This window comes from Luteimonas sp. WGS1318 (assembly GCF_043187535.1).
Taxonomy (GTDB): Bacteria; Pseudomonadota; Gammaproteobacteria; order Xanthomonadales; family Xanthomonadaceae; genus Luteimonas.
In genome coordinates, this window is sequence record NZ_CP171131.1 from 797,337 (window position 1) to 820,273 (window position 22,937).

Annotated in this window: 17 protein-coding genes; 13 read left to right on the forward strand and 4 right to left on the reverse strand. The window is 70.1% G+C overall.

Going from position 1 to position 22,937, the window contains the following annotated elements:
* Positions 1-63: 63 nt before the first annotated feature.
* On the reverse strand, positions 64-2,607 hold the full coding sequence (locus tag ACF3M1_RS03540) for a penicillin-binding protein 1A (protein ID WP_394005163.1): 2,544 nt from the start codon (positions 2,605-2,607) through the stop codon (positions 64-66).
* A gap of 193 nt (positions 2,608-2,800) precedes the next feature.
* Between ACF3M1_RS03540 and ACF3M1_RS03545 the strand changes: the two genes are divergently transcribed.
* From ACF3M1_RS03545 to ACF3M1_RS03595, 11 genes are all read left to right on the forward strand, one after another.
* Positions 2,801-3,859 (forward strand): pilus assembly protein PilM, encoded by a 1,059-nt coding sequence (locus ACF3M1_RS03545; protein ID WP_394003990.1) that lies wholly within the window; start codon positions 2,801-2,803, stop codon positions 3,857-3,859.
* The gene (locus tag ACF3M1_RS03550; protein WP_394003992.1) at positions 3,859-4,506 is read left to right on the forward strand and encodes a PilN domain-containing protein; all 648 of its coding nucleotides are present in this window, start codon (positions 3,859-3,861) and stop codon (positions 4,504-4,506) included. The genes ACF3M1_RS03545 and ACF3M1_RS03550 overlap by 1 nt, the downstream gene beginning before the upstream one ends.
* Complete coding sequence (locus tag ACF3M1_RS03555; protein WP_394003994.1) at positions 4,503-5,180, forward strand: type 4a pilus biogenesis protein PilO; 678 nt, start codon at positions 4,503-4,505, stop codon at positions 5,178-5,180. The genes ACF3M1_RS03550 and ACF3M1_RS03555 overlap by 4 nt, the downstream gene beginning before the upstream one ends.
* Before the next feature lie 17 nt (positions 5,181-5,197).
* Positions 5,198-5,719: a pilus assembly protein PilP gene (locus tag ACF3M1_RS03560; protein ID WP_394005164.1), complete on the forward strand. Its 522-nt coding sequence runs from the start codon at positions 5,198-5,200 to the stop codon at positions 5,717-5,719.
* A gap of 14 nt (positions 5,720-5,733) precedes the next feature.
* Complete coding sequence (locus tag ACF3M1_RS03565; RefSeq protein WP_394003996.1) at positions 5,734-7,611, forward strand: type IV pilus secretin PilQ; 1,878 nt, start codon at positions 5,734-5,736, stop codon at positions 7,609-7,611.
* 159 nt (positions 7,612-7,770) lie between these two features.
* Positions 7,771-8,763: an AAA family ATPase gene (locus ACF3M1_RS03570; protein WP_394003998.1), complete on the forward strand. Its 993-nt coding sequence runs from the start codon at positions 7,771-7,773 to the stop codon at positions 8,761-8,763.
* A gap of 12 nt (positions 8,764-8,775) precedes the next feature.
* Positions 8,776-9,705 (forward strand): DUF58 domain-containing protein, encoded by a 930-nt coding sequence (locus ACF3M1_RS03575; protein ID WP_394004000.1) that lies wholly within the window; start codon positions 8,776-8,778, stop codon positions 9,703-9,705.
* Between the two features lies 1 nt (position 9,706).
* The gene (locus tag ACF3M1_RS03580) at positions 9,707-10,165 is read left to right on the forward strand and encodes a DUF4381 family protein (RefSeq protein ID WP_394004002.1); all 459 of its coding nucleotides are present in this window, start codon (positions 9,707-9,709) and stop codon (positions 10,163-10,165) included.
* Positions 10,162-11,205, forward strand: a complete 1,044-nt coding sequence (locus ACF3M1_RS03585) for a vWA domain-containing protein (RefSeq protein ID WP_394004004.1) — start codon at positions 10,162-10,164, stop codon at positions 11,203-11,205. The genes ACF3M1_RS03580 and ACF3M1_RS03585 overlap by 4 nt, the downstream gene beginning before the upstream one ends.
* Positions 11,202-12,980 (forward strand): tetratricopeptide repeat protein, encoded by a 1,779-nt coding sequence (locus tag ACF3M1_RS03590; RefSeq protein WP_394004006.1) that lies wholly within the window; start codon positions 11,202-11,204, stop codon positions 12,978-12,980. Before ACF3M1_RS03585 ends, ACF3M1_RS03590 begins: the two co-directional genes overlap by 4 nt.
* Positions 12,977-14,650, forward strand: coding sequence for a BatD family protein (locus tag ACF3M1_RS03595; RefSeq protein WP_394004008.1), 1,674 nt, complete (start codon positions 12,977-12,979; stop codon positions 14,648-14,650). Before ACF3M1_RS03590 ends, ACF3M1_RS03595 begins: the two co-directional genes overlap by 4 nt.
* Before the next feature lie 204 nt (positions 14,651-14,854).
* On the opposite strand, the gene ACF3M1_RS03600 is transcribed toward ACF3M1_RS03595, so the two are convergent.
* On the reverse strand, positions 14,855-15,415 hold the full coding sequence (locus tag ACF3M1_RS03600) for a Dps family protein (RefSeq protein ID WP_394004010.1): 561 nt from the start codon (positions 15,413-15,415) through the stop codon (positions 14,855-14,857).
* Between the two features lie 124 nt (positions 15,416-15,539).
* On the opposite strand from ACF3M1_RS03600, the gene hrpA reads away from it, so the two are divergent.
* Positions 15,540-19,484, forward strand: coding sequence for an ATP-dependent RNA helicase HrpA (gene hrpA / locus ACF3M1_RS03605; RefSeq protein ID WP_394005165.1), 3,945 nt, complete (start codon positions 15,540-15,542; stop codon positions 19,482-19,484).
* Here the strand turns inward: hrpA and ACF3M1_RS03610 are convergent.
* Both ACF3M1_RS03610 and ACF3M1_RS03615 read right to left on the reverse strand, forming a co-directional pair.
* Entirely contained in the window at positions 19,477-19,953 is a 477-nt protein-coding gene (locus ACF3M1_RS03610) for a hypothetical protein (RefSeq protein WP_394004012.1), read from the reverse strand. The genes hrpA and ACF3M1_RS03610 overlap by 8 nt on opposite strands.
* Positions 19,954-20,034: 81 nt before the next feature.
* Complete coding sequence (locus ACF3M1_RS03615; RefSeq protein WP_394004014.1) at positions 20,035-20,559, reverse strand: hypothetical protein; 525 nt, start codon at positions 20,557-20,559, stop codon at positions 20,035-20,037.
* Positions 20,560-20,619: 60 nt separating this feature from the next.
* On the opposite strand from ACF3M1_RS03615, the gene ACF3M1_RS03620 reads away from it, so the two are divergent.
* Positions 20,620-22,785, forward strand: coding sequence for a bifunctional (p)ppGpp synthetase/guanosine-3',5'-bis(diphosphate) 3'-pyrophosphohydrolase (locus ACF3M1_RS03620; protein ID WP_394004016.1), 2,166 nt, complete (start codon positions 20,620-20,622; stop codon positions 22,783-22,785).
* Positions 22,786-22,937: the final 152 nt, after the last annotated feature.

Below are 22,937 nucleotides of genomic sequence, written 5' to 3' on the forward strand. Positions count from 1 at the left end.
CCCGGTCGCCGTGCGCTTCGGTCGAGCTCGGCGCGATCGCGCCGAGGCATCCGACCCTCCAAATCAGAAGATGTCGAACGCTTCCTCGGCCGGAACATCATCGATCCTGAGGTCGATTTCGGATTCCATCCGCTCGAGATCCTCGGCCTTGACGTATTCGGTGATGCCGCCGCTCTCGGCGGTCGTCGGCAGCAACCGGCCACCGGCGCTGACGGCCACGCGCACCATCCCTTCCGGTGGTTCATTGCTCACTTCCGGCACGCCGTCGAGCGCGACCCGCATGAAGTCGATCCAGATCGGAAGCGCGGCGCGGCCGCCGTACTCGCGGAAGCCGAGCGAACGGTTGTCGTCGCGGCCCACCCAGACCGAGGTCACGAGGTTGCCGCCGAAGCCCGAGAACCAGGCATCGCGATGCTCGTTGGTCGAGCCGGTCTTGCCGCCCACGTCGTCGCGTTCGAGCACGCGCGCGGCCGTGCCGGTGCCGCGACGCACGACGTCGCGCATCATCGAGATCATCTGGTAGGCAACGCGCTCGTCGATGGCGCGCGGCGCCATCACCGGTGCGGCGCCGTCCTCACGTGGCGCGGGCGGCTCGACCGGCGCCTCGGGCGCAGCCGTCACCGTGCGCTCGGCAGCGGCAGGACCGAAATTGAAGCCGTCCACGACGTGGGACGGCGTCGTGGCCTGGCCCGGGGTGCCATCGCTGCCGCAGCCGCGGCAGGCGCGGGGCGCGTTTTCTTTGAAGATCACCGTGCCTTCGCGGTCGCGCACCTCGTCGATGAACCAGGGCGTGACCCGGAAGCCGCCGTTCGAGAAGACCGCATAGCCCCGGGTGACGTCGAGCGGCGAAAGCGACGGCGTGCCGAGCGCGATCGACAGGTTCGGCGGAAGTTGCGATTCCTCGAACCCGAAGTGACTGATGTAGCGCCGTGCGTAGTCGACACCGATCGCATCGAGCAGGCGCACTGCAACGAGGTTGCGCGACTGCACCAGCGCCTCGCGCAGACGCATCGGGCCGAGGAACCGGCCGTCGGAGTTCTGCGGGCGCCAGTCCTGGCCATGCCGCATCCGGAACAGCACCGGCGCATCCAGCACGATGGACGCAGGATTGAACCCCTTCTCGAACGCGGCGGCGAACACGAACGGTTTGAAGCTCGAGCCGGGCTGACGGCGCGACTGGGTTGCCCGATTGAAGTTGCTGCCGGCGAAGCTGAAACCCCCGATCAGCGCGCGCACCGCGCCATCGCCGGGCTCCATCGACACCAGGGTGGCCTGGGCCCGCGGCAGCTGATCGAGTTGCCAGGTGACCGTCGGCGGCGTCTCGGTCGCGTCTGCATTCGCATTGCCCCGCGTCGGCGTCTCGATGCGGCGCACGCGCGTGAGGTCGCCGCGGGTCAATAGTGCGGCCGGAGTGCGTCCGGTCCACCGGCTGCTCGCGGCGTCCAGGGTGATGGTGGACGCGTCCGCGAGCACCACGTCGGCCGTGCCGTCGCCGCTGCGCACGACGATCGCCGGCAGCATGCCGCCCTGCGGGGCGACGCCGCGCAGCCGGCGGGCAACCGTCGGCGCGTCCTCGTCGGCGGCAAGCTCATAGGTCTCGGCGGGCTTCACCCAGCCATGACGGCGATCGTAGGTCGACAGGCCGTTGCGGACCGCGAGTTCGGCGGCCGCCTGCATGGTCGGGTCGATCGTCGTGGTGACGTGGTAGCCGCGGGTCAGGACGTCGCCGCCGTAGCGGGCGACCATCTCTAGGCGCACCATTTCGGCCACGTAGGGCGCGTAGACCTCGATCGGGCGCTCGTGCGGCGTGGCGTGCATCTCGACCGCCCGTGCCGCAGCGGCTTCCTGGGCGCTGATGAAGCCCAGTTCCTGCATCCGCGCGAGCACGTAGACGTCGCGCCGCTCCTTCGCGCGCTCGGGGTTGCTCAGCGGATTGCCGCTGGACGGGAACTTCGGGATCGCCGCCAGGGACGCCATCTCGTCGAGATCGAGCGCATCCAGCGATTTGCCGTAATAGAACTCGGCCGCCGCCGCGACACCGTAGGCGCGATTTCCGAAGAAGCTCTTGTTGAGATAGAGCTCGAAGATCTCGTCCTTGCTCAGGTTCCGCTCCATCTTGCGCGCGAGCAGCATCTCCGCGAACTTGCGCGTGAAGCTGTACTCCGAACTCAGGAAGAACTGGCGCGCCACCTGTTGCGTGATCGTCGAGCCGCCGGGCACGCGCCGGTCGCTGGTCGTGGTCAGCAGCCACAAGGCACGGGCCACACCGCGGTAGTCGATGCCGCTGTGCTCGTAGAAGCGCGCGTCCTCGGTGGCCAGGAAAGCCTGCTTCAACCGTTCGGGCACGTCTTCGATCTGCACCGGATAACGACGCGTTTCGCCGAACAGCGCGATCAGCCGTCCGTCCTGCGCATAGACGTAGAGCGGTTCCTGCATCTCGATGTCGCGCAGCGCCTCGACGTCCGGCAGCTTGGACGCCACCGCGGTGTAGAGGATGCCGGCGGCGATGGCGCCCAGGATGCCCAGGGCCAGCAGAAGGACCAGTGTCCACCGCAGAAAGCGGCGGAGCCGGGACGGGCGTATTGGCGACGTAGGCTCGGGTCTCATGGCGGCGGAGTATAGGGGAGCGGCCGCCATCCGGCCCCGCATGGAACCTCGTGGGCCGCGTGACGCGGGTCTCGGCACACCGCTTGCACCCCGCCGGAATGTATCGCGGTTGTTGCTATCAGCTTAAAAGTCCGTTATTTAATGCGCCGGGACACGAGGCGCGGCTAAGCGCCCGTGGCAAAGGGGATATTCCGTGGGGCTCATCACAAAAAGCCAGGTGCCGCTCATCGGCGTCGACATCAGCTCGACTGCGGTCAAGCTGTTGCAGCTGTCGCGGCAGGGCAATCGTTATCGCGTGGAGCACTACGCGGTCGAACCGCTGCCGCCGAATGCGGTGGTCGAAAAGAACATCGTCGAGGTCGAGGCGGTGGGTGAAGCGATCCGTCGCGCGGTCTCCCGGTCGGGGACCAAGGCCAAGCACGCGGCCGCTGCCGTGGCGGGCTCGGCGGTCATCACCAAGACCATTCCGATGCCGGCCGATCTCGACGAGGACGATCTCGAATCGCAGGTCGAGCTCGAGGCGGTCAACTACATTCCGTACCCGATCGAGGAAGTGAATCTCGATTTCGAGGTGTTGGGGGCGATGCCCGGCAACGCGGAGATGGTGCAGGTGCTGCTGGCGGCCTCGCGGTCGGAGAACGTCGAGCTGCGCGCCTCCGCGCTCGAACTCGGCGGCCTGTCCGCTCGGGTCGTCGACGTCGAGGCCTTCGCGGTCGAAAACGCATTCGCGATGATCGCCAGCACGCTGAGCATGCCGTCCGACGGCGTGGTCGCGCTGGTCGACGTGGGCGCAACGATGACCACCCTCAACGTGCTCCGCAACGGTCGCAGCCTGTACTCGCGCGAGCAGGTGTTCGGCGGCAAGCAGCTGACCGACGAGGTCATGCGCCGCTACGGCCTGAGCTACGAGGAAGCGGGTCTGGCCAAGCGTCAGGGCGGCCTGCCGGAGAGTTACGAGGTCGAAGTGCTGGAGCCGTTCAAGGAGGCGATGGTCCAGCAGGTCAGCCGCCTGCTCCAGTTCTTCTATGCCGGCAGTGATTTCAACCGCGTCGACCAGATCGTGCTGGCCGGCGGTTGCGCATCGATTCCCGGTGTCGCCGACATGGTGGAGGAGCAACTGGGCGTTCAGACCGTTCTGGCCAATCCGCTGGCGCAGATGACGCTCGGTCCGCGCGTCCAGGCTCATGCGCTCGCCCAGGACGCGCCGGCGCTGATGATCGCGTGTGGTCTCGCGCTGAGGAGCTTCGACTGATGGCAAGGATCAATCTCCTCCCGTGGCGCGCCGAACGGCGCAAGCAGCGGCAGAAGGAATTCGGAATCATGCTGGGCATCGCCGCGGTGGCGGGCTTCGCGCTGTGGTTCCTGGTGAATTCGTACTACAACGCGCAGATCGATGGACAGCGCGAGCGCAACGGGTTTCTAGAACAAAAAATCGTCGAGCTCGACCGTGAGATCGCCGAAATCGACGCGCTCGATCGTCAGCGTTCGCAGTTGCTGGCCCGCAAGGCGGTGATCGAAGAGCTCCAGGGCAACCGCTCGCAGATGGTGCACCTCTTCGACCAGCTCGTCCGCACGATTCCCGACGGCGTGCTGCTCACCTCGCTTAAGCAGGAGGGCCAACGCCTGACGCTGGAAGGTCGCTCGCAGTCGAACGCGCGCGTCAGTACCTACATGCGCTCGCTCGATGCCTCGGGCTGGATGTCGAACGCGCAGCTGACGGTGATCGAGGCACAGGACGGCGTGCCCGGCCTGCCGTACGCGTTCACCCTCAACGTGCAGCTGTCGACGCCCGCCGCCAAGGAAGCCGAAGCCGCAGGCGCGCTCGACCCGACGACGCCTGCCGATGGCACGGCCCCCGTCGATGCGCCGGCGCCGATTGCCGAAGGAGCCGCCTCGTGAGCAAGAAGAAGATGTCCCTGCGCGAGCTGGACTTCAACAACACCGGTGTGTGGCCGCGCGAGTACAAGATCGGCGCCTGCATTCTGGTGGGCCTGCTGATATTCGGTCTGCTCTGGTACGTGCTGACGCGCGACAAGGGCGGGGAGCTCGAAGGGCTGGAAGCCCAGGAGCGCACGCTGCGCCAGGACTTCGAGACCAAGCAGGGCCGCGCTGCGAATCTCGAGCCGCTCAAGCAGCAGCTCGCGCAGATGGAGCAGCAGTTGCAGCAGATGCTGCGGCAGTTGCCGAGCAAGACCGAAATGCCCGACCTGATCGTCGACATCTCGCAGACGGCGATCGCGACCGGCATCCAGAACGACCTGTTCCGGCCGGGCGAGGAGTCGCCGCGTGAGTTCTACGCCGAGCAGCCGATCGCGCTGCGCATGGTCGGCACCTACCACCAGTTCGGCGCGTTCGTCAGTGGTGTCGCGTCGCTGCCGCGCGTAGTCATCATGACGATGCACGACATCCAGCTGAAACCGCGTGGCGGCGCTGGTGACGGGCTGGCGGCGATCGGACCCAATTCCAGCCTCGAGCTGTCCGGCACCGTGAAGACATACCGGTACCTCGACGAAGAGGAAACCGCCGAGCAGATGCAGGCAGATGCAGAACAGGCCGCCGGGGGGGCGCAATGATGCCGATCAAGACAGGCATGACGCGTGGCCTTGCGCTGCTCGCGATTGCATTCGTGGCGACGGGCTGCGGCCGCGGCGTGTCGAGCACGCCCGGCGACGCACCCAACCTCGAGCAGTGGGTCGACGAGGTCAAGCAGCGCCCGGCGCCGGCGCTCGATCCGCTGCCGGTGATGCAGCAGTTCGAGACGTTCGAATATTCCGCCCAGACCATTCGTGATCCCTTCAGCAACGCGTTCACCGATGCCGACAGTGGTAGCGGTCCGCGTCCGGATTCCAACCGGCGCAAGGAGATCACCGAGCAGTTCCCGCTCGACAGTCTGGCGATGGTCGGCACGATCGGAACCGGGGGGCGCATCGTCGGATTGGTGCTCGCGCCCGACAAGGTGACCTACCGCATTGGCTCGGGGAATTATCTGGGGCAGAACGATGGCCGGGTGACATCGGTCAATGAAAGTCGCATCGAGCTGGTCGAGCTCGTGCCCGATGGCGCCGGCGGGTGGCTGGAACGTCCGGCATCGCTCGCGCTGAACGAAAAATGATGAGGGGAAGCAAGATGACCGTGAGCAAAGCGGGGAGCCTTCGGGCTGGCCGGACGTCTCCGATGCGTGCCGGTGCGCTCGGTCTCGCCATTGGATTGGTGGCGACATTCAGCGGAGCACAGGCCGCGGATCCGGGCGTGGCGTCGGGGTCGCCGCTGCTGATGCTGCAGTCGGCGACTGCCGCTGCGCAATCGCCGGCCGTGACCGTGACCGACGTGGATTTCAAGCGGGGTGACGGGGGCTCGGGTAAGCTCATCCTCCGCTTCGACGGCGATGGCGCGACGCCCGACCTGCGCACGCAGGACGGCAGCGTGGTCGTGAACCTCGGCGGCGCGACGCTGCCGGCATCGCTGCAGCGGCCACTGAACGTGACCGACTTCGCGACGCCGGTGCAGCGCATCGACGCCCGCCAGGACGGCGCCGGGAGTCAGGTCGTGCTGACCGCGCGGGGCGAGTTCGAGCCGCTGGCTTACCAGAGCGGACGCGACTACATCGTCGAGATCGTGCCCCGTTCGGGAACGCGCGCCGTCGGCTCGGCGAGCCTGTCGGCGACGATGGGCCAGACCGCAGCGGCTGCTGCGTCGGAAGCTCGTGCCTACAGCGGTGCGCCGGTGACCTTCAACTTCCAGGACGTGCCAGTGCGGACCGTCCTGCAGCTGATCGCAGACGAGTCGAACCTCAACATCGTCGCCAGCGACAGCGTGGTCGGCAACGTCACGCTGCGTCTGCAGAACGTGCCGTGGGATCAGGCGCTGGACATCGTGCTGCAGGCCAAGTCGCTCGACAAGCGCCGCAGCGGCAACGTGGTCTGGGTGGCGCCGCAGAGCGAAATCGCCGCGTTCGAGCAGGCGCGCGAGGATGCGCGTCTGGCGATCGAAGAGCGCGCGGAAATGACCACCGAGTACATTCCGATCAGCTACGGCAATGCGGAAGATATCGCCAAGCTGCTGACTGACGAGAGCAAGACAAGTTCCGGTGGTGGAAGTAACAGCGGAGCATCACAAAATCGGGGTTTCCTTTCGTCGCGCGGTAGCATCAGCTTTGACCGTCGCACCAATACGCTGCTGGTGATCGACATCCCGCAGCGTGTTGGTGAGATCAGGCGCCTGGTGAACACGCTAGATAAGCCAGTCGATCAGGTCGTGATCGAAGCGCGCATCGTCATTGCAAATGAGTCCTTCGCGCGAGATCTCGGCGCACGATTCGGCATCAGTGCAAGCAAGCAGCGGGTCGATTTTGGTGGAAGCCTCGGCGCCGGCGAAGACGGGGCCCTAGGAGCTGGCGGTCTGAATGTGAGCCTTCCCGTTACCGGTGGTGCTCCGTCTCTCGCTTTCACGATCCTCGGCAATACGATTGATTGGGGTGTCGAGTTGCAAGCGTTGCAGTCCGAGCAACGTGGTGAAGTCATTTCAAACCCGCGTATCGTCACAAGCAACCAGCGCGAGGCAGTGATCAGCCAAGGCCAGGAAGTCGGCTATCTCACGGTGACCGGTGGTCAGGCGAATAGCATTCCGACTGTGGAATTCAAGGATGTGCTGCTTGAACTCAAGGTAACGCCTACGATCACGAATGATGGGCGTGTGTTTCTGGCGATGGATATCAAGAAAGACGAGGTGACCGGGGAAACGGATTACCCCGGCATTGGATCCGTGCCATTGATTAGCAAGCGCAATGTTACAACGGCTGTTCTTATCGACGATGGGCAGACGGTTGCGATCGGCGGCGTTTACGAGTTCGCAGATCGTGCGTCGCTGTCGAAGGTACCTTTCCTCGGTGATCTTCCGATCCTCGGTAATCTGTTCAAAAACCGTGGTCGAGCCAGGGAAAAGGCGGAGCTGCTGATTTTCGTCACGCCGAAGGTCATGCGCGTCGCCCAGCGCCCCGCGCTCTGAGACGTCTACCAACGCTGTATCCGGAACGGGACCCGATCGGGTCCCGTTCTGGTTTGCGCGGTGCCATATTTTCGTGCCGCCCGGACCGTCGGAACCAATGGAGGGCGTTTCCGGTCAAACTGGCCCTGGCGCACCCTTGCGTCGCGGACAGGATCCTGGATGGAGTACGGAACCGGTAAGGCGGACGACCTGCAGCGGCGCTTCGGCGCGCTGCGCGAGTCTCTGGCGCAGGCGATCCTCGGGCAGTCGGCACTGGTCGAGCGTCTGCTGGTCGCGCTGCTCGCCGATGGCCATCTGCTGGTCGAGGGCGCGCCCGGCCTGGCCAAGACCACTGCGATCCGTGCACTCGCGGCGCGCCTGGATGCCGAGTTCGCCCGCGTGCAGTTCACGCCCGATCTGCTCCCGGCCGACCTGACCGGCACCGAGATCTGGCGCCCGCAGGATGGACGCTTCGAATTCCAGCCCGGGCCGATCTTCCATCCGTTGCTGCTGGCCGACGAGATCAACCGCGCGCCGGCGAAGGTGCAATCCGCACTGCTGGAGGCGATGGGCGAGCGCCAGGTCACCGTGGGCCGCGAAACGTATCGCCTGCCGCAGCTCTTTCTGGTGATGGCGACCCAGAATCCGATCGAGCAGGAAGGCACGTTCCCGTTGCCCGAAGCGCAGCTCGACCGCTTCCTGATGCACGTGCGGGTCGGCTACCCCGATGCGGATACCGAATCGCGCATCCTCGCGCTGGCGCGCGGACGCGCCCTGGCCGAACTGGATGCGCAGGCAGTCGAGATCGAACGCATGCCGCTCGCGACCCTGTTCGCCGCACGGCGCGCGGTGCTCGAACTGCATATGGCGCCGGCGGTCGAGCGCTACGTGGTCGAACTGGTGCTCGCGACGCGCGATGCCACGCCCTACGACGCGGCGCTGGCGCGGCGGATCGCCTGGGGCGCGAGTCCGCGTGGCTCGATCGCGCTGGAACGGTGCGCGCGCGCGACCGCGTGGCTCGCGGGCCGCGATTTCGTCACGCCCGACGATGTGCGCGCCGTGGCGCCGGACGTGCTGCGGCATCGCGTGCTTCCGAGCTACGAGGCGACGGCCGAAGGGTGGGACGGCGAGCGGCTGGTCGATGCCCTGATCGATTGTGTTCCGCTTCCCTGATCGGCGCGCCGCATGATGTCTGCAACGCCGACGCGCACGACCGGTCCGGGCCGCGACACGGGGATCCGCCCGACGCTGGCCGAACTGGTCGCCCTGCGCGATGCGGTCGGCCGCGGGGCGACCGCGCGGCGCGCGCGCTCGGGCGTGCGCGCCCAGGCACTGGCCCCTGCGCGCGGCCACGGCATGGAATACGCGGAATCCAGGGACTACGTGGCCGGTGACGATGCGCGTCACATCGACTGGCGTGTCACCGCGCGCACCGGACGCACCCATACCAAGACCTTCCAGGCCGAGCGGGAGCGGCTGACCCTTCTGGTTGCCGACACGGCGCGGTCGCTCTACATCGGCACGCGGGTCCGCTACAAATCGGTGCAGGCCGCGCGTGCCGGTGCGATCGCCACCTGGGCCGCCGTCGCGGACGGCGACCGGGTCGCGGCGATCCGCGGGACCTCGCATGAGGCCCCGGTGCCGCCGGCAAGTGGGCGCCGCGGCGCACTGCGCGTGCTGCATGCGCTGGCGCACTGGTATGCCGAGCCGCCACTGGCCGATGACGGCCTCGCCATGGCGCTCGAACACGCGGCACGGGTGGCCCGCCCCGGTTCGCGCGTGCTGGTGCTGGCCGATGCCGCCAGCGTAGTCACCGTACCCGCGCGTCGCTGGCTGGCACTGTCGGCGCACAGCGATGTGCTGGTGCTGCTGCTGTCGGATCCACTGGAGCAGGCGCCGCCGCACGCACAGCTGCGCTTCGCCGGGCCGTCGGGCCCGGTGGAGCTCGATCTCGCCCAGGCGACGCAGCGTGCGCGTTGGGAGGATGCGTTCGCCGGCACGCTCGCGCGCGCTGGAACCCTGCTGCAGGCCGCGCGCGTCCGCAGCACGGTGCTGTCGAGCGAGATGCCGAGCGGGCTCTGGTTGCCGATGTTCGGCCGGCCAAGGGCGGTGTGACGTGGCGATTCCCGACCTCGTCCTGCGCGACATCCACGCCACCGCAGCGCCCGGCTGGTGGCCACCTGCGCCGGGCTGGTGGTGGCTGGCCGCCGGCCTGCTGCTGGTGCTGGTGGGTCTGACCGTGTGGCGGTGGCGCATCGCCCGTCGTCGCCGCGGCTGGATGCGGCTGTTCGACACGGCCGTCGCTGCAGCCGGCGACACCCCCGGGCGGGTCGCGGCGATCTCTGCGTTGCTGCGTCGTGCGGCGCGGCGCGCGCGTCCGGACGCGGACCGCCTGCAGGGCGATGCCTGGTTGCAGTTCCTCGACGCCGGCGACGGCCACGCGGGGTTCGTCGAGGGACCCGGTGCCCTGCTGCGCGATGGCGCGTTCCGCAAGGACGTTCCGGACGACGAGGTCGAAGCGCTCCGGACCCTCGCGCGCGCGCGTTTCCTCGCCTTGATGGCCGGCACGCGATGAGCGCGTTCGCCTCCGCGTGGGATGCGCTGTCGGCCGTCTTCGCGTGGCCGTGGATGCTGGCCGCCGCGCCGCTGCCATGGATCGCGCGGCGTTGGCTGCCGCCGCGCCGGGGTGGCGGTGACGCGCTTCGGGTGCCCTATGCGGCGCTGCCGGTGCCCGGCCGCGGTGGCCACGCGGGCGACGCGCCGCGCACGCCGTGGCTGTTGTGGCTGGCCTGGCTGTTGCTGTGCGTCGCCGCGGCGCGGCCGCAGCAGTGGGGACCGCCGGAGCATCCGCCACGCGCGGCGCGCGATCTGATGCTGGCAGTGGATCTGTCGGGCAGCATGGGCGAAACCGACATGCGGCTCGGCACGCGCGTGGTCGACCGCCTGACCGCGGCCAAGGCCGTGCTCGCCGATTTTCTCGAGCGTCGGAGCGGTGACCGGGTCGGTCTGATCGTCTTCGGTCAGCGCGCGTATGCGATGACGCCGCTGACCCTCGACCGCGCCAGCGTGCAGCAGCAGCTCGACGAAACCGTGGTCGGCCTCGCAGGTCGGGAAACCGCGATCGGTGATGCGATCGGACTGGCGGTCAAGCGTCTGCAGGATCAGCCGCGTTCGCAGCGGGTGCTGATTCTGCTGACCGACGGTGTGAGCAACGCCGGGGTGTTAAGCCCGGACAAGGCCGCCGAACTGGCCCGCGACGCCGGCGTGCGCGTGCATACGATCGCGTTCGGCAGTGATGAAGGTGATCTCTCGATGTTCGGCTTCAGGCTGCCGGCCGACAGCGAGCCCGCGATCGACGAAGCCGCGTTGCAGGCCATCGCGGATGCGACGGGGGGACGCGCGTTCCGGGCGCGCGACACCGATGCACTCGCCGGCATCTACGACGAGATCGACCGGCTCGAGCCGGTGGCACGCGCGGGGCCCGCCTTGCGTCCGCGGATCGAGCGCTATCCGCTTCCGCTGGCCGGTGCCTGTCTGTTGCTGCTGGTCGCGGCGCTGCCGCGGCGTCGGTCGCGTCACGCGGCGGCCACCGTGCCGCAGGAGGCGGCGCCGTGATCGCGCTGCTGGACGGACTCCATTTCACGCGACCGCTGTGGCTGTGGGCGCTGCTCGTGCTGCCGGTGCTGGCCGGGTGCTGGTGGGCGCGACGTCGCAACGCGGATGTCTGGCGCAGCGCGATCGACGCGCATCTGCTGCCGCACCTGATCGAACGTCGGGTCGATCGTGGTGGACTGCTGGGGCTCGCCGGCTGGATGCTCGCCGCGCTGTGCGCGGTGCTCGCCCTGGCCGGACCGGGCTGGCGCCAGCTGCCGGCGCCGCTGCAGGGCACGACGTCGGCGCCGCTGGTGGTCGCGCTCGAGCTGTCCACCGCGACGAACGCCGGTGATCTGCCGCCCTCGCGGCTGCTGCAGGCGCGCGCCAAGCTCGCCGGACTGTTCGCGGCCCGCGGCCCGGGCGAGACGGCCCTGCTGGTCTTCGCCGATGACGCCTTCACGGTGGCACCGCTGACCGAGGATGCCGCCAACCTGGCGCTGTACCTCGATGCGCTGTCGCCCGACGTCATGCCCGCCGACGGCCAGCGGACGGACCGGGCGATCGAGCAGGCCACGCGGCTGCTGCGCCAGCGCGGCGCCACGCAGGGCGAGATCCTGCTGATGGCCAGCCAGGCCGACAGTGCAGCGATCAGTGAGGCAGCGACCGCGGCGCGCATGGGCTACCGCGTGTCCGCACTCGGCCTCGGTACGCCCGAGGGCGCCGCTCATCGCGATGGCACCGGCGGACTGGCGCATGCACGCCTCGATGTACCGTCGCTCGAGGCACTGGCGGCCGCGGGCGGTGGGCGATACGTGCGGCTGACCGCCGACGATGCCGACCTGCGCGCGCTGGACGTGCAGGGGACGCGTGCGGATCCCACGTCCAGCGGCGTCACGCCGGCGTCGGGCGCCGGCGGTGCGCTGCGCTGGGCCGATCAGGGCTACTGGTTCGTACTGCCGCTGTTGTGCCTCGTGCTGTTGGCATTCCGGCGCGGGGGCGCATTGATGGCGGTCGCGTGCATCGCATTGCTGCCGGTGCTGCCGTCGGTCGCGCAGGAGGCCGGCATCGAGGGCACGCCGTGGCGGCGCGCCGACCAGGTGGAACACGCGCGCATGCTCGAGGGCACCGAGGCCTACCGCGCCGGACGTTATGCGGATGCCGCGCAGCGCTGGGCCACGCTGCCCGGGGCGGAGGCGGCCTACAACCGCGGCAACGCGCTGGCGAAGCAGGGCGAACTCGACGCGGCCATCGACGCCTATGACGCGGCCCTGCGGCTTCGGCCGGGTATGGCCGATGCCGAGGCCAACCGCGCGGCGGTGGACGCGGCCCGGCGGCGCACGCCGCCTCCGGGTCCCGGACAGGATCCCCGGGCGCCGCCGCATGGCCAGCCACAGGACGCGGGGCGTCCGAGCCCTGGAGACGGTGCGCCGTCTCCGGGGCAGCCGCGTCAGCCGTCGCCGCCTGCGTCGCCGGACACGCCGCCCGCGCCTGCACCAGCGCCCCCGGAGACGACGCCCGAGCCGGCACCCGCGTCGCCGAACGATGCCGAGGCGCAACGCCAGGCGGATGCGGCCCAGCGCGAGCGGATGCAGCGTGCGCTCGACGCGCGCAATGCCGCCGGTGACGAGACGCCGCAGGCCGGCGCGCCGGACGCGGTCCCGCGCGACACCGCCGACGCCGAACGCCGGCAGGCCAACGACGCCCTGCTGCGCCGCCTGCCCGACGATCCCGGTGGCCTGCTGCGGGCGAAGTTCCGCCTCGAACACGAGCGCCGCCGCAACGGAGAGACCCGATGACGCGATCCCGATCGGCCACCCTCGCCGGATGCTGGCTGGCGGTCCTGCTGTGCACGCTGGCCACGGGGCGCGCGCACGCCCAGGTGCAGGCCTGGCTCGATCGCGACCGCATCGCCTTCGGTGAAAGCACGACGCTCAATGTCGAAAGCGACGACGCGAGCGCCGCGCCCGACTGGACGCCACTGGAACGCGACTTCGCCCTCAGCGGCCACACCAGCCGCCGGCAGGTCGAGATCCAGAACGGTCGGCAGAGCGTGCGCACGCTGCACGGCGTGGCCCTGCGCCCGCGACGCGAAGGCTTGGTCGTCGTGCCGGCACTGCAGGTGGGCAGCGCCACGACCGCTCCGTTGCAGCTCAGCGTCGGCCCGGCGGTGGTCAGCGCCGCGCGCGACGGCGCGCCCGCGTTCGTCGAGTCCGAGGTCGATACGCAATCGCCCTACGTGCAGCAGGCGGTGGCGTACACCGTACGGCTGTATTACGCAGTGCCGCTGGTCTCCGGCCAGCTCGAGCAGCCGCCGCCGGACGGTGCATCGTTGCAGCGCGTCGGCAGCGATACCCAGTACACCCGCGACATCGACGGTCGGCGCTACACCGTCGTCGAACGGCGCTTCCTGCTGGTGCCCGAGCGCAGCGGCATGCTGACCATTCCCGGCGCGAGTTTCGAGGGGCGCGGCGTCTCCGGCGGCATGTTCGACGGCCTGTTCAACCGCGGACCGCGCGAACTCTCCGCCAACGGGCCGCCCAGCGTGCTGTCGGTGCGTCCGTTGCCGGCGGGCATCGCCGGCCGCGACTGGTTACCGGTCCACGGCGTGCAGGCACGCTGGCTGGAGGCCGCCACCCGGGCCCGCGCCGGCGAGGCGACCACGCTGGTGCTGGAAGTCCTGTTCGACGGTGCGGTGGGCACCCAGCTGCCCGACGTCGCACTTCCGGCCGTCGACGGCGCTCAGGTCTTCGCCGAAGCGCCGCAGTATGACGAAACCTTCGAGGACGGCCGTCCGCAGGTCAGGCTCACGCGGCGGTTCTCGGTGGTGCCGCAGACCGCGGGCCCGCTGCGGATTGCCGGCCCACGGATCGCATGGTGGGACGTGGGTGCGGGCCAGGCTCGCAGCGCGGCGGCGCCCGCGCTCAGCCTCGACGTCGAGCCGGGCACGGCGCTCCCGCCATCGGCCGCCACCGGCCGCAGCGACCTCGGAAGGCCGGCCGGTGCGAGGCCCGACGACGCGCCCGGCGCGGCGCCGGCCTGGCGGTGGCTCGCGCTCGCGTTCGCGCTGCTGTGGCTGCTCACCGCGTCGATCGCGTGGTGGCTGTATCGCAGGTCGACACTGCCGCCCACGACCACGCGGGCCGCGACATCTCCGCCGGCCCACCCTGCGCGGTCGCCGCGTCAGCTGCGCGCCTTGCTGCAGACCGGCGAGGCGGCCGAGATCGACCGGGCCCTGCGTGCGCTGGTCGTACCACCGGCGCCTGACCTCGACGCGCTGCACGACCGGCTCGACGCCGCGGAACAGCGCGGTGCGCTCGTCCAGTGGCAGCGCGCACGCTGGGGCGGTGGCGATCTGACGGCGGCGCGGCAACTGCTGGCTGCAGCCTTTCGCGAGGGCGTGCGGACGACACCGGGTCCGGTGTCCGACGACGGTGCGTCGCTGCCCCCGTTGTATCCACGTCGCTGACGACGCGGGCGTCCGCAGGACCTGGATCGGGCGGCATGCCGATGGGTGCTGCGCGGAACCGGCCATGCCTGTTCGACGGCATGTCGAAACGCGGTCGCGCGGTCGCGCCCGGAACCACGTCCGCGGGTCGATCCCGAGCGCTCGGAACGCACATAAAAAAACGCCCGGAAGAACCGGGCGTTCGAGTGACCGTGGCGGCGCGCGTTACTGCAGCAGCGAGCGCAGCATCCAGGCGTTCTTCTCGTGGGTCTGCAGGCGCTGGGTCAGCAGGTCCTCGGTCGGATCGTCGTCGGCATCGTCGGCGACATCGAGCGCCTTGCGTGCGCTGCGGCACACCGCTTCGTTGCCGACCACGAGCTGGCGCACCATCTCGCGCCAGTCCGGCGCCTTCTCCAAGCCCGGCTCTTCCTTGATCGACGACAGTTCGATGAACTCCGCGTACGAGCCCGGCGCGTTGTAGCCCAGCGCGCGGATGCGCTCGGCGATCTCGTCGAGCGCGTTCCACTGCTCGGTGTACTGGCCTTCGAACATCACGTGCAGCGCATTGAACATCGGCCCGGTGACGTTCCAGTGGAAGTTGTGGGTCTTCAGATACAGCGTGTAGGCGTCGGCCAGGAACACCGACAGGTGCTGCGCGACCGCCTTGCGATCGTCGTCGCTGATCCCGATATCGATGGCCGGTGCCTTCGAGTGTGCATCGGGCGAGGCGACCGCCGGTGCGACCGGTGCCGCGTCGTTCTTCTTGGACTTGCTGGACTTGCCCATGGCGTTGACTCCGGTGAATGGGGACTGCCCGCACAATAGTGCGCGGTTCGTTGTGGAGATGTGACTTGAGGACGGGTTCGGCGTGACGCAGCATTCCAGCGATTCGGCAGTGAACGGCGCGTCCATGGCGCTGGCCCGGGCGCAGGCGGCGATCGACGCAGCCGGCACGCGGGATCGGGGCCGGTTGCTGGGCCTGCTCGGCCGCTGGCGCCGTGCGCCGGACGACGCCGCGGCGCGTGCGGCATTCGAAACCCGCCTGAGGGGCTCGATCGCGCAGCGCGAGGCGCGCGCGCAGAGCCTGCCGCGCGCCGAGGTCGACCCAGTGCTGCCGATCGCGGGCAAGGCGGAGGAGATCGTCGCGCTGCTGCGTGCCCACCAGGTCGTCGTGGTCGCCGGCGAGACCGGTTCGGGCAAGACCACCCAGTTGCCGAAACTGTGCCTGGCTGCGGGCCGCGGCGCCGCCGGCATGATCGGCTGCACCCAGCCGCGCCGGATCGCCGCGCGCACGGTCGCGCGGCGCGTCGCCGAGGAACTGCAGGTGCCGCTGGGCGGCGCGGTGGGCTACCAGGTCCGCTTCAACGACAACGTCGGTGACACCACCGCGATCAAGTTCATGACCGACGGCATCCTGCTGGCGGAGATCGCATCCGACCGCTGGCTGTCGGCCTACGACACGATCATCGTCGACGAGGCCCACGAGCGCAGCCTCAACATCGATTTCCTGCTCGGCTATCTCAAGCAGCTGCTCGCGCGCCGACCCGACCTCAAGCTGGTGGTGACCTCGGCGACGATCGACACGGCCCGTTTCGCCGAGCATTTCGACGGCGCGCCTGTGGTCGATGTCGAAGGCCGCGGCTTTCCGGTCGACGTGCGGTACCGGCCACTGGAAGGCGACGGCGACGACGCCGGCGAGCGCAGCGTGCTCGACGGCATCGTGTCGGTCTGCGACGAGATCATGCAGATCCGCGGTACCGGCGACACGCTGATCTTCCTGCCCGGCGAGCGCGAGATCCGCGATGCGCACCAGGCGCTGGAGCGCCGCAAGTATCGCCATACCGAAGTGCTGCCGCTGTACGCGCGGCTGTCGGCCAAGGACCAGGACCGCGTGTTCAATCCCGGCCCGCAGCGACGCATCGTGCTCGCGACCAATGTCGCCGAGACCTCGCTGACGGTGCCGCGCATCCATTACGTGGTCGATCCCGGGCTCGCACGCGTCAAGCGCTACAGCCCGCGGCAGAAGCTCGACCGCCTGCACATCGAACCGGTCAGCCAGGCCAGCGCCGACCAGCGCAAGGGCCGCTGCGGACGCATCGCACCGGGCACCTGTTACCGGGTGTTCTCCGAGGCCGATTTCGAATCGCGTCCGGCCTATACCGATCCGGAGATCCGTCGCGCCGCGCTGGCCGGCGTGATCCTGCGCATGCTGTCGCTGGGGTTGGGGGATATCGAAGCGTTTCCGTTCGTCGAACCGCCGGATCCGCGCGCGGTCGCCGACGGCTGGCAGCAGTTGACCGAGCTCGGCGCGGTCGACGGCCAGCGCCGGCTCACCGCGACCGGCCGCACGATGGCGAAGCTGCCGGTCGACGCCAAGCTCGCGCGCATGCTCGTCGCCGCGCGAGAACACGGCTGCCTCGACGCGATGCTGGCAATCACGTCGTTCCTCGGCATCCAGGACCCGCGCGAACGGCCGGCCGACCAGCGCGGCGCCGCCGACACCGCACACGCCCAGTTCGCCGATCCGAAATCCGAATTCGCCGGCATCGTGACGCTGTGGCAGGCCTACCGGCAGGCGCATGCCGATCTCACCCAGTCGCAGCTGCGCAAATGGTGCGACCGCAACTTCCTGGGCTTTCTGCGCATGCGCGAGTGGCGCGAGCTGCATCGGCAGCTGCGTCTGCAATGCGAGGATCTGGGCTGGACGATCGCGGAGACGCGCGCGCCGGTGGAGGCCGACGCGCGGACCGCCGCGCGCGCCGAGACGGCGGCCTACGTCGCGCTGCACCGGGCCTTGATCGCCGGCCTGGCGACACAGATCGGGCACCGGGCCGAGCCCGGCGGTGGTGGCCGTGTGTCCGGCCAGTACGAGGGCCCGCGCGGACGCCGGTTCCAGGTGTTCCCCGGATCACCGCTGTCGAAGAAGCCGCCGCCGTGGATCGTCTCGGCGACCTTGCTGGACACCGAGAAGGTCTGGTCGCTGACCAACGCCGCGATCGAGCCGGACTGGGTCATCGCCGAACTCGACCATCTGCTCGCGCGGCGCCATCACGATCCGCGCTGGTCGCGATCGCAGGGGCGTGTGATCGGCAGCGAGCAGATCAGCCTGTTCGGCCTGGTGCTGGCACCGAAGAAGCCGGTGGACTACGGGCGGCTGTATCCAGAGGAGTCGCGCGCGCTGTTCCTGCGCGACGGCCTGGTGGCCGGGGAGATCAACACGCGCGCCACGTTCGTCGAGCGCAACCTGCGCACGCTCGAGCGCGCGCGCGAGGAGGAGGCCAAGCAGCGCCGTGTGGGCCTGGTGGTCGATGAGGACTGGATGGCGCAGTGGTATGCGCAGCGCCTGCCGGCCGACGTGCTGTCGGCGCAGGCGCTCGACGCCTGGTGGCGCAAGGCGCCCGACGCCGCGAAGCAGGCGCTGGCCTGGAGCCGCGACGATCTGCTGGTGGCCGATGGCGTCGACGCCGATCTGTTCCCGGCCTTCATCGCGTTGGGCGAAGCGCGGCTCGCAGTGACGTACCGCTTCGAGCCGGGCGCGGTCGACGACGGCATGACGGTCTCGGTGCCGCTGCATCTGCTCAACGCGATCGACCCGGTGCGGCTGTCGTGGCTGGCGCCCGGTTTCGTCGAGGACAAGGCCGCGGCGCTGATCCGCGGGCTGCCGAAGGCCCTGCGGCGCAACTTCGTGCCGGCGCCGGATTTCGCGCGTGCGTTCGCCGAGGCCTGGCGCGGCGGCGATGCCGATGCATTCACCGGCACGCTCGCGCGGTTCCTGAAGAAGCTGGCCGGCGTGGCGATCACCGCGGTGGATTTCGACGAGACCGCGCTCGATGGTCACCTGCGCGCGAACCTGCGTCTGGTCGAGACCGGCCGTGATCGCACGGGCACGGTCGTGCTCGCCGAATCGCGCGATCTCGACGACCTGCGCGCACGCTTCGGCGAACGCGCTGCGCGGGCCTTCGCCGCCCACGCGGCCGACGGACTGCAGCAGCAGGCCTTGACCACGTTTCCGGACGCGCCGATTCCGGTGTCGATGCCGGGCGCCGGCGGCCTGCCGGCCTATCCGGCGTTGCAGGACGACGGCGACAGTGCCTCGCTCGCAGTGCACGCCGACGCGGCCGAGGCGCGGCGGCTGCACCCGCAAGGCGTCCGCCGTCTGCTGGTGATCGCGCTGGCCGACCGCGTGCGCCAGGCGCGCAAGCAGCTGCCGGTCGCCCCGAAGACCGCACTGCTCTATGCCGCGATCGAATCCGCCGCGCCGCGCGACGGTAAACCGGGCGACCGCCTGCGCGAGGACCTGGTCGACGGCGCGCTGGCCGCGCTATTGGCCGACGGCCTCGGCGACATCCGCGATGCCGCGGCGTTCGCCGCGCAGCGCGACGCCGTCGGCAAGGCGCTGTTCGGCGAGGCGATGGCGCGGCTGCGCCAGGCCGAGGCGATCCTCGACCTCGTGGCCGAGATCCGCGGCCGGCTGGAATCGAAGCTGATGGGCTGGGCGCGCGCCAATCTCGACGACATGCAGGCGCAACTGGCCGCCCTCGTACCGCCCGGCTTTCTGCGCACGGTGCCGGCCGCGGCGCTCGCCGAATACCCGCGCTGGCTGCGCGCGCTGTCGCTGCGCGCCGAGCGCGGCCAGCGCGATCCCCAGCGCGACCAGCAGCGCATGCTCGACGTCAAACCCTTCGTCGACGCACTGGCCGAGGCTGCGGCACGCGGGCGCGGCGATGCGCCCGACTGGCAGGCGCTGCGCTGGGATATCGAGGAATTGCGGGTGTCGCTGTTCGCCCAGGAACTGGGCGCGAAGGGCGGCGTGTCGCCGAAGAAACTCGCCGCGCGCGTCGCCGCGCTTACCTGACCCGCTCGACCCGCGCGCGGGTGTTGTAGTCGTTGATCTTGAGCCACCAGCCGCCCAGACGCGCCGGACGGATCTGCACCGACGCGGTCTCCAGCGTCACGCCCGGCAACACGGCGGCATCGGTCTGACGCCACACCTGGCCGTTCGCCAGCGTGTACTCACGGCCCTTGGCGAACCCGGTGAACGTGCCGACCAGGGTGCTGTCGACCGGCGCCTCGGCCGCACGCGGAGCGCGCGTCGACGGCTCGGGCCGATCCACGGCGGCAACCGCGGCGGTCGTCTCGCGTTCGAGCTGGCGTGCGAACCATGCATCGAGACGCGCGAGTTCTTCAGCGTCGAGCTTCTGCAGCCCGGCGGCGCGGAATTCCTCGACACCCATCCGGGCCTGCAACGAGCGGTCCTGGGCGAGGGCGGGCAACGCGATCACGAGGGCGAGGACGGCGACGAGGCCGAGACGGGGTGCGCGCATGCGGTTTCTCCGGGCGAACAAGGTGCCCCAGCTTGGGGCGGGCGGGTCTCGAATTGGAATCGGCGGAGGACGGTGCCGGGGTCAGCGGACGCGTTCGACCTTCGCCTGGCGGTTGTAGCCCTCGATCTGCAGCCACCACACGCCCAGCGCACCCGGACGGATGCGTGCGCCCACGTCGCTGCCACGCGCGCCAGCGAGTGTGGTCGAGTCGGTCTGCTTCCAGACCTGGCCGTTGGCGAGCGTGAATTCGCGGCCACGCGCGAATCCCTCGAACGCACCGGGGATGGTGCTGTCGATCGGTTCGCGCGACTGCGGCGCCGGGCGGACGCCCTGCGCATCGGCCATTGCTTCGCGTCGACCGGCTTCGCGCGCTGCGGCGACACGTGCATCGACATCCGGTGTGCCCTGGGGCGATGCGCCCGCCTGCGCCTCGCGACGCGCGAGCCAGGCGTTGAGCTGTGCGCGCTCGGCGTCGGTCAGCCGGTCGAGCCCGGTGGCGCTGCGTTCGGCGGCGCTCATTTCGGTTTCGATCCGCAGGCTCTGCGCGGCGGCGGGCGCTGCGATCGTCAATGCGGCGGCGATCAGGATGCAGTGGACTGCGCGCATGCTCTGTTCCTCGGGGCGGGGCGCGGCTAGTGTAGACCGTCCCCGCCCGTTTCGATGTCGATGACCGAGCGTCCGGACCACCTGCGCGATCGCCTTCTTGCGCTGCCCTCGATGGCGGCGTACGGCGAAACCCTGCGCGCCTCGATCGGCGCGATGCCCGGGGCCGGATCACCGCTCGAACCGGCCGACGAGGGCGTGCTGGTCGACACGCTCGGCTCGCTCGCGCTGCTGGGCAGCGATGCGGAGGTGGCGGCCGCGGCGATCGTCGACGTCGTGCCGGCGTGGCATGCACCGATGGTGGCGCGGATGCCGGGCCTGCCCGCGCTGGTCGACGGCCTGCGCGCGGCGCGCCAGGTCTGGTCACTGCATGCCGAACATGCGGGCGAGGGCAATCCCGAGGGGCTGCGGCGTCTGCTGCTGGCGCTGGTGCGCGACCTGCGTGTGGTGCTGGTGCTGCTGGCCCGGCAGCTGGCGATGATGCGCGCCGCGGCGCGCACGGATGCCGACGCCCGTCAGGCCCTGGCATTGCTCACGCGCGACATCCACGCGCCGCTCGCCAACCGGCTCGGCATCTGGCAGTTGAAGTGGGAACTCGAGGACCTGGCGTTCCGCTACCTGGAACCCGACGTCTATCGCCGGATCGCCAGCCTGCTCGACGACACGCGCGCCGGCCGCGAGGGCTATGTGGCGACGGTGCGCACTCGGCTGGACGAGGCCCTCGCGGCCCAGGGCATCCGCGCCGAGGTCGCCGGCCGTCCGAAGCACATCTACAGCATCTGGCGGAAGATGCAGAAGAAGCAGGTGCCGATCGGCGAGCTCTACGACCTGCGCGCGGTGCGCATCCTGGTCGACGACGTGCCCGCCTGCTACGCCGCGCTCGGCGTGGTGCACGCCCTGTGGACGCCGGTGCCCAGCGAGTTCGACGACTACATCGCGCGCCCGAAGAACAACGATTACCGCTCGCTGCACACGGCCGTGCTCGGGCCCGAAGGCAAGACGCTGGAAGTGCAGATCCGCACGCGCGAGATGCACGAGGCCTCCGAGCTGGGCGTGGCCGCGCACTGGCGCTACAAGGAAACCGGCGGCTCGCAACGGGCGTCGTCGGCCGGCAGCGCGGCGCTCGAGCGGCGCATCGAATGGATGCGTCGCCTGCTCGAGGCGCACGCCGATCCCGGCCGCGACGACAGTGGCGCGCTGGCCGATGCGCTGGGCACTGAACTCGCCGAAGACCGCGTCTTCGTGCTGACGCCCAAGGGCGAGGTGATCGATCTGCCACGTGGTGCGACGCCGCTGGATTTCGCCTACCACGTGCACACGATGGTCGGGCACCGCTGCCGCGGGGCGAAGGTCGACGGGCGGATCGTGCCGCTCGACTACGCGCTCCACAGCGGCGAGCGGGTCGAGATCCTGACCGCGAAGACGCCCGCGCCGCGCCGCGACTGGCTGGTCGCGGCCAACGGTTTTCTCGCCAGCCCCCGCTCGCGGGAGAAGGTGCGCACCTGGTTCCACAAGCTCGACCGCGAGCGCAACGTGCAGGCCGGGCGGGAGCTGCTGGAGAAGGACCTGCGACGCCTCGGCCTGCTGCAGGCCGATCTCGCACCGGTGCTCGGCCGCTTCAACGTCGCGACGGTCGACGATCTCCACGTGCTGGTGGCGCTGGGCGACGTCGGCCCGAACCAGGTCGGGCGGGCGCTGCTCGAACTCGAACGCGAACGGGCTGCGCCGTCCCAGGCGCCGGCGCCCGCATTGCCGCTGCGCCGGCCGCGTCGCGCGCCGCGCACCGGCGATGCCGAGTTCCGCGTGGTCGGCGTCGACAACCTGCTGGTGCAGACCGCGCGCTGCTGCCGGCCCGTGCCGGGCGAACCCATCGCCGGCTACCTGACCCGAGCGCGCGGCGTCACCGTGCACCGCCGCGACTGCCCGTCCTTCCTGCGCCTGTCGGCCGGGCAACCGCAACGCGTGCTGCCGGTCGAGTGGGGCGGGGTTGCGGGCGGGCACGAGTCGGACATCCTGGTGGAAGCGATCGACCGCAAGCACCTGCTCAAGGACATCAGCAATCTGATCGCCCAGGAGGACGTGCACGTGCTGTCGATCCAGAGTGATCACCGTGCGCTGTCGCGCGTGCAGCTGCGTCTGCGCCTGCGCGTCGGCGACTACGGCCAGCTGGCGCGCCTGCTCGGAAAGCTCGACAGCCTGCCGGGTGTCGAACAGGCACGCCGCAGCTGAGCGCGCGCCCGGATGACGCCAGCGTTCATCCGGCTCTTTCATACTGCGCCGCGTGAATCGCGACTCCTCGCCAGACCCGTCCGCGCCCGACGCGGCGTCGCCGTCCGCGCCCCTGCGCGCGGGCGCTCCGCTCGCGCGTCGCGCGCCACCGC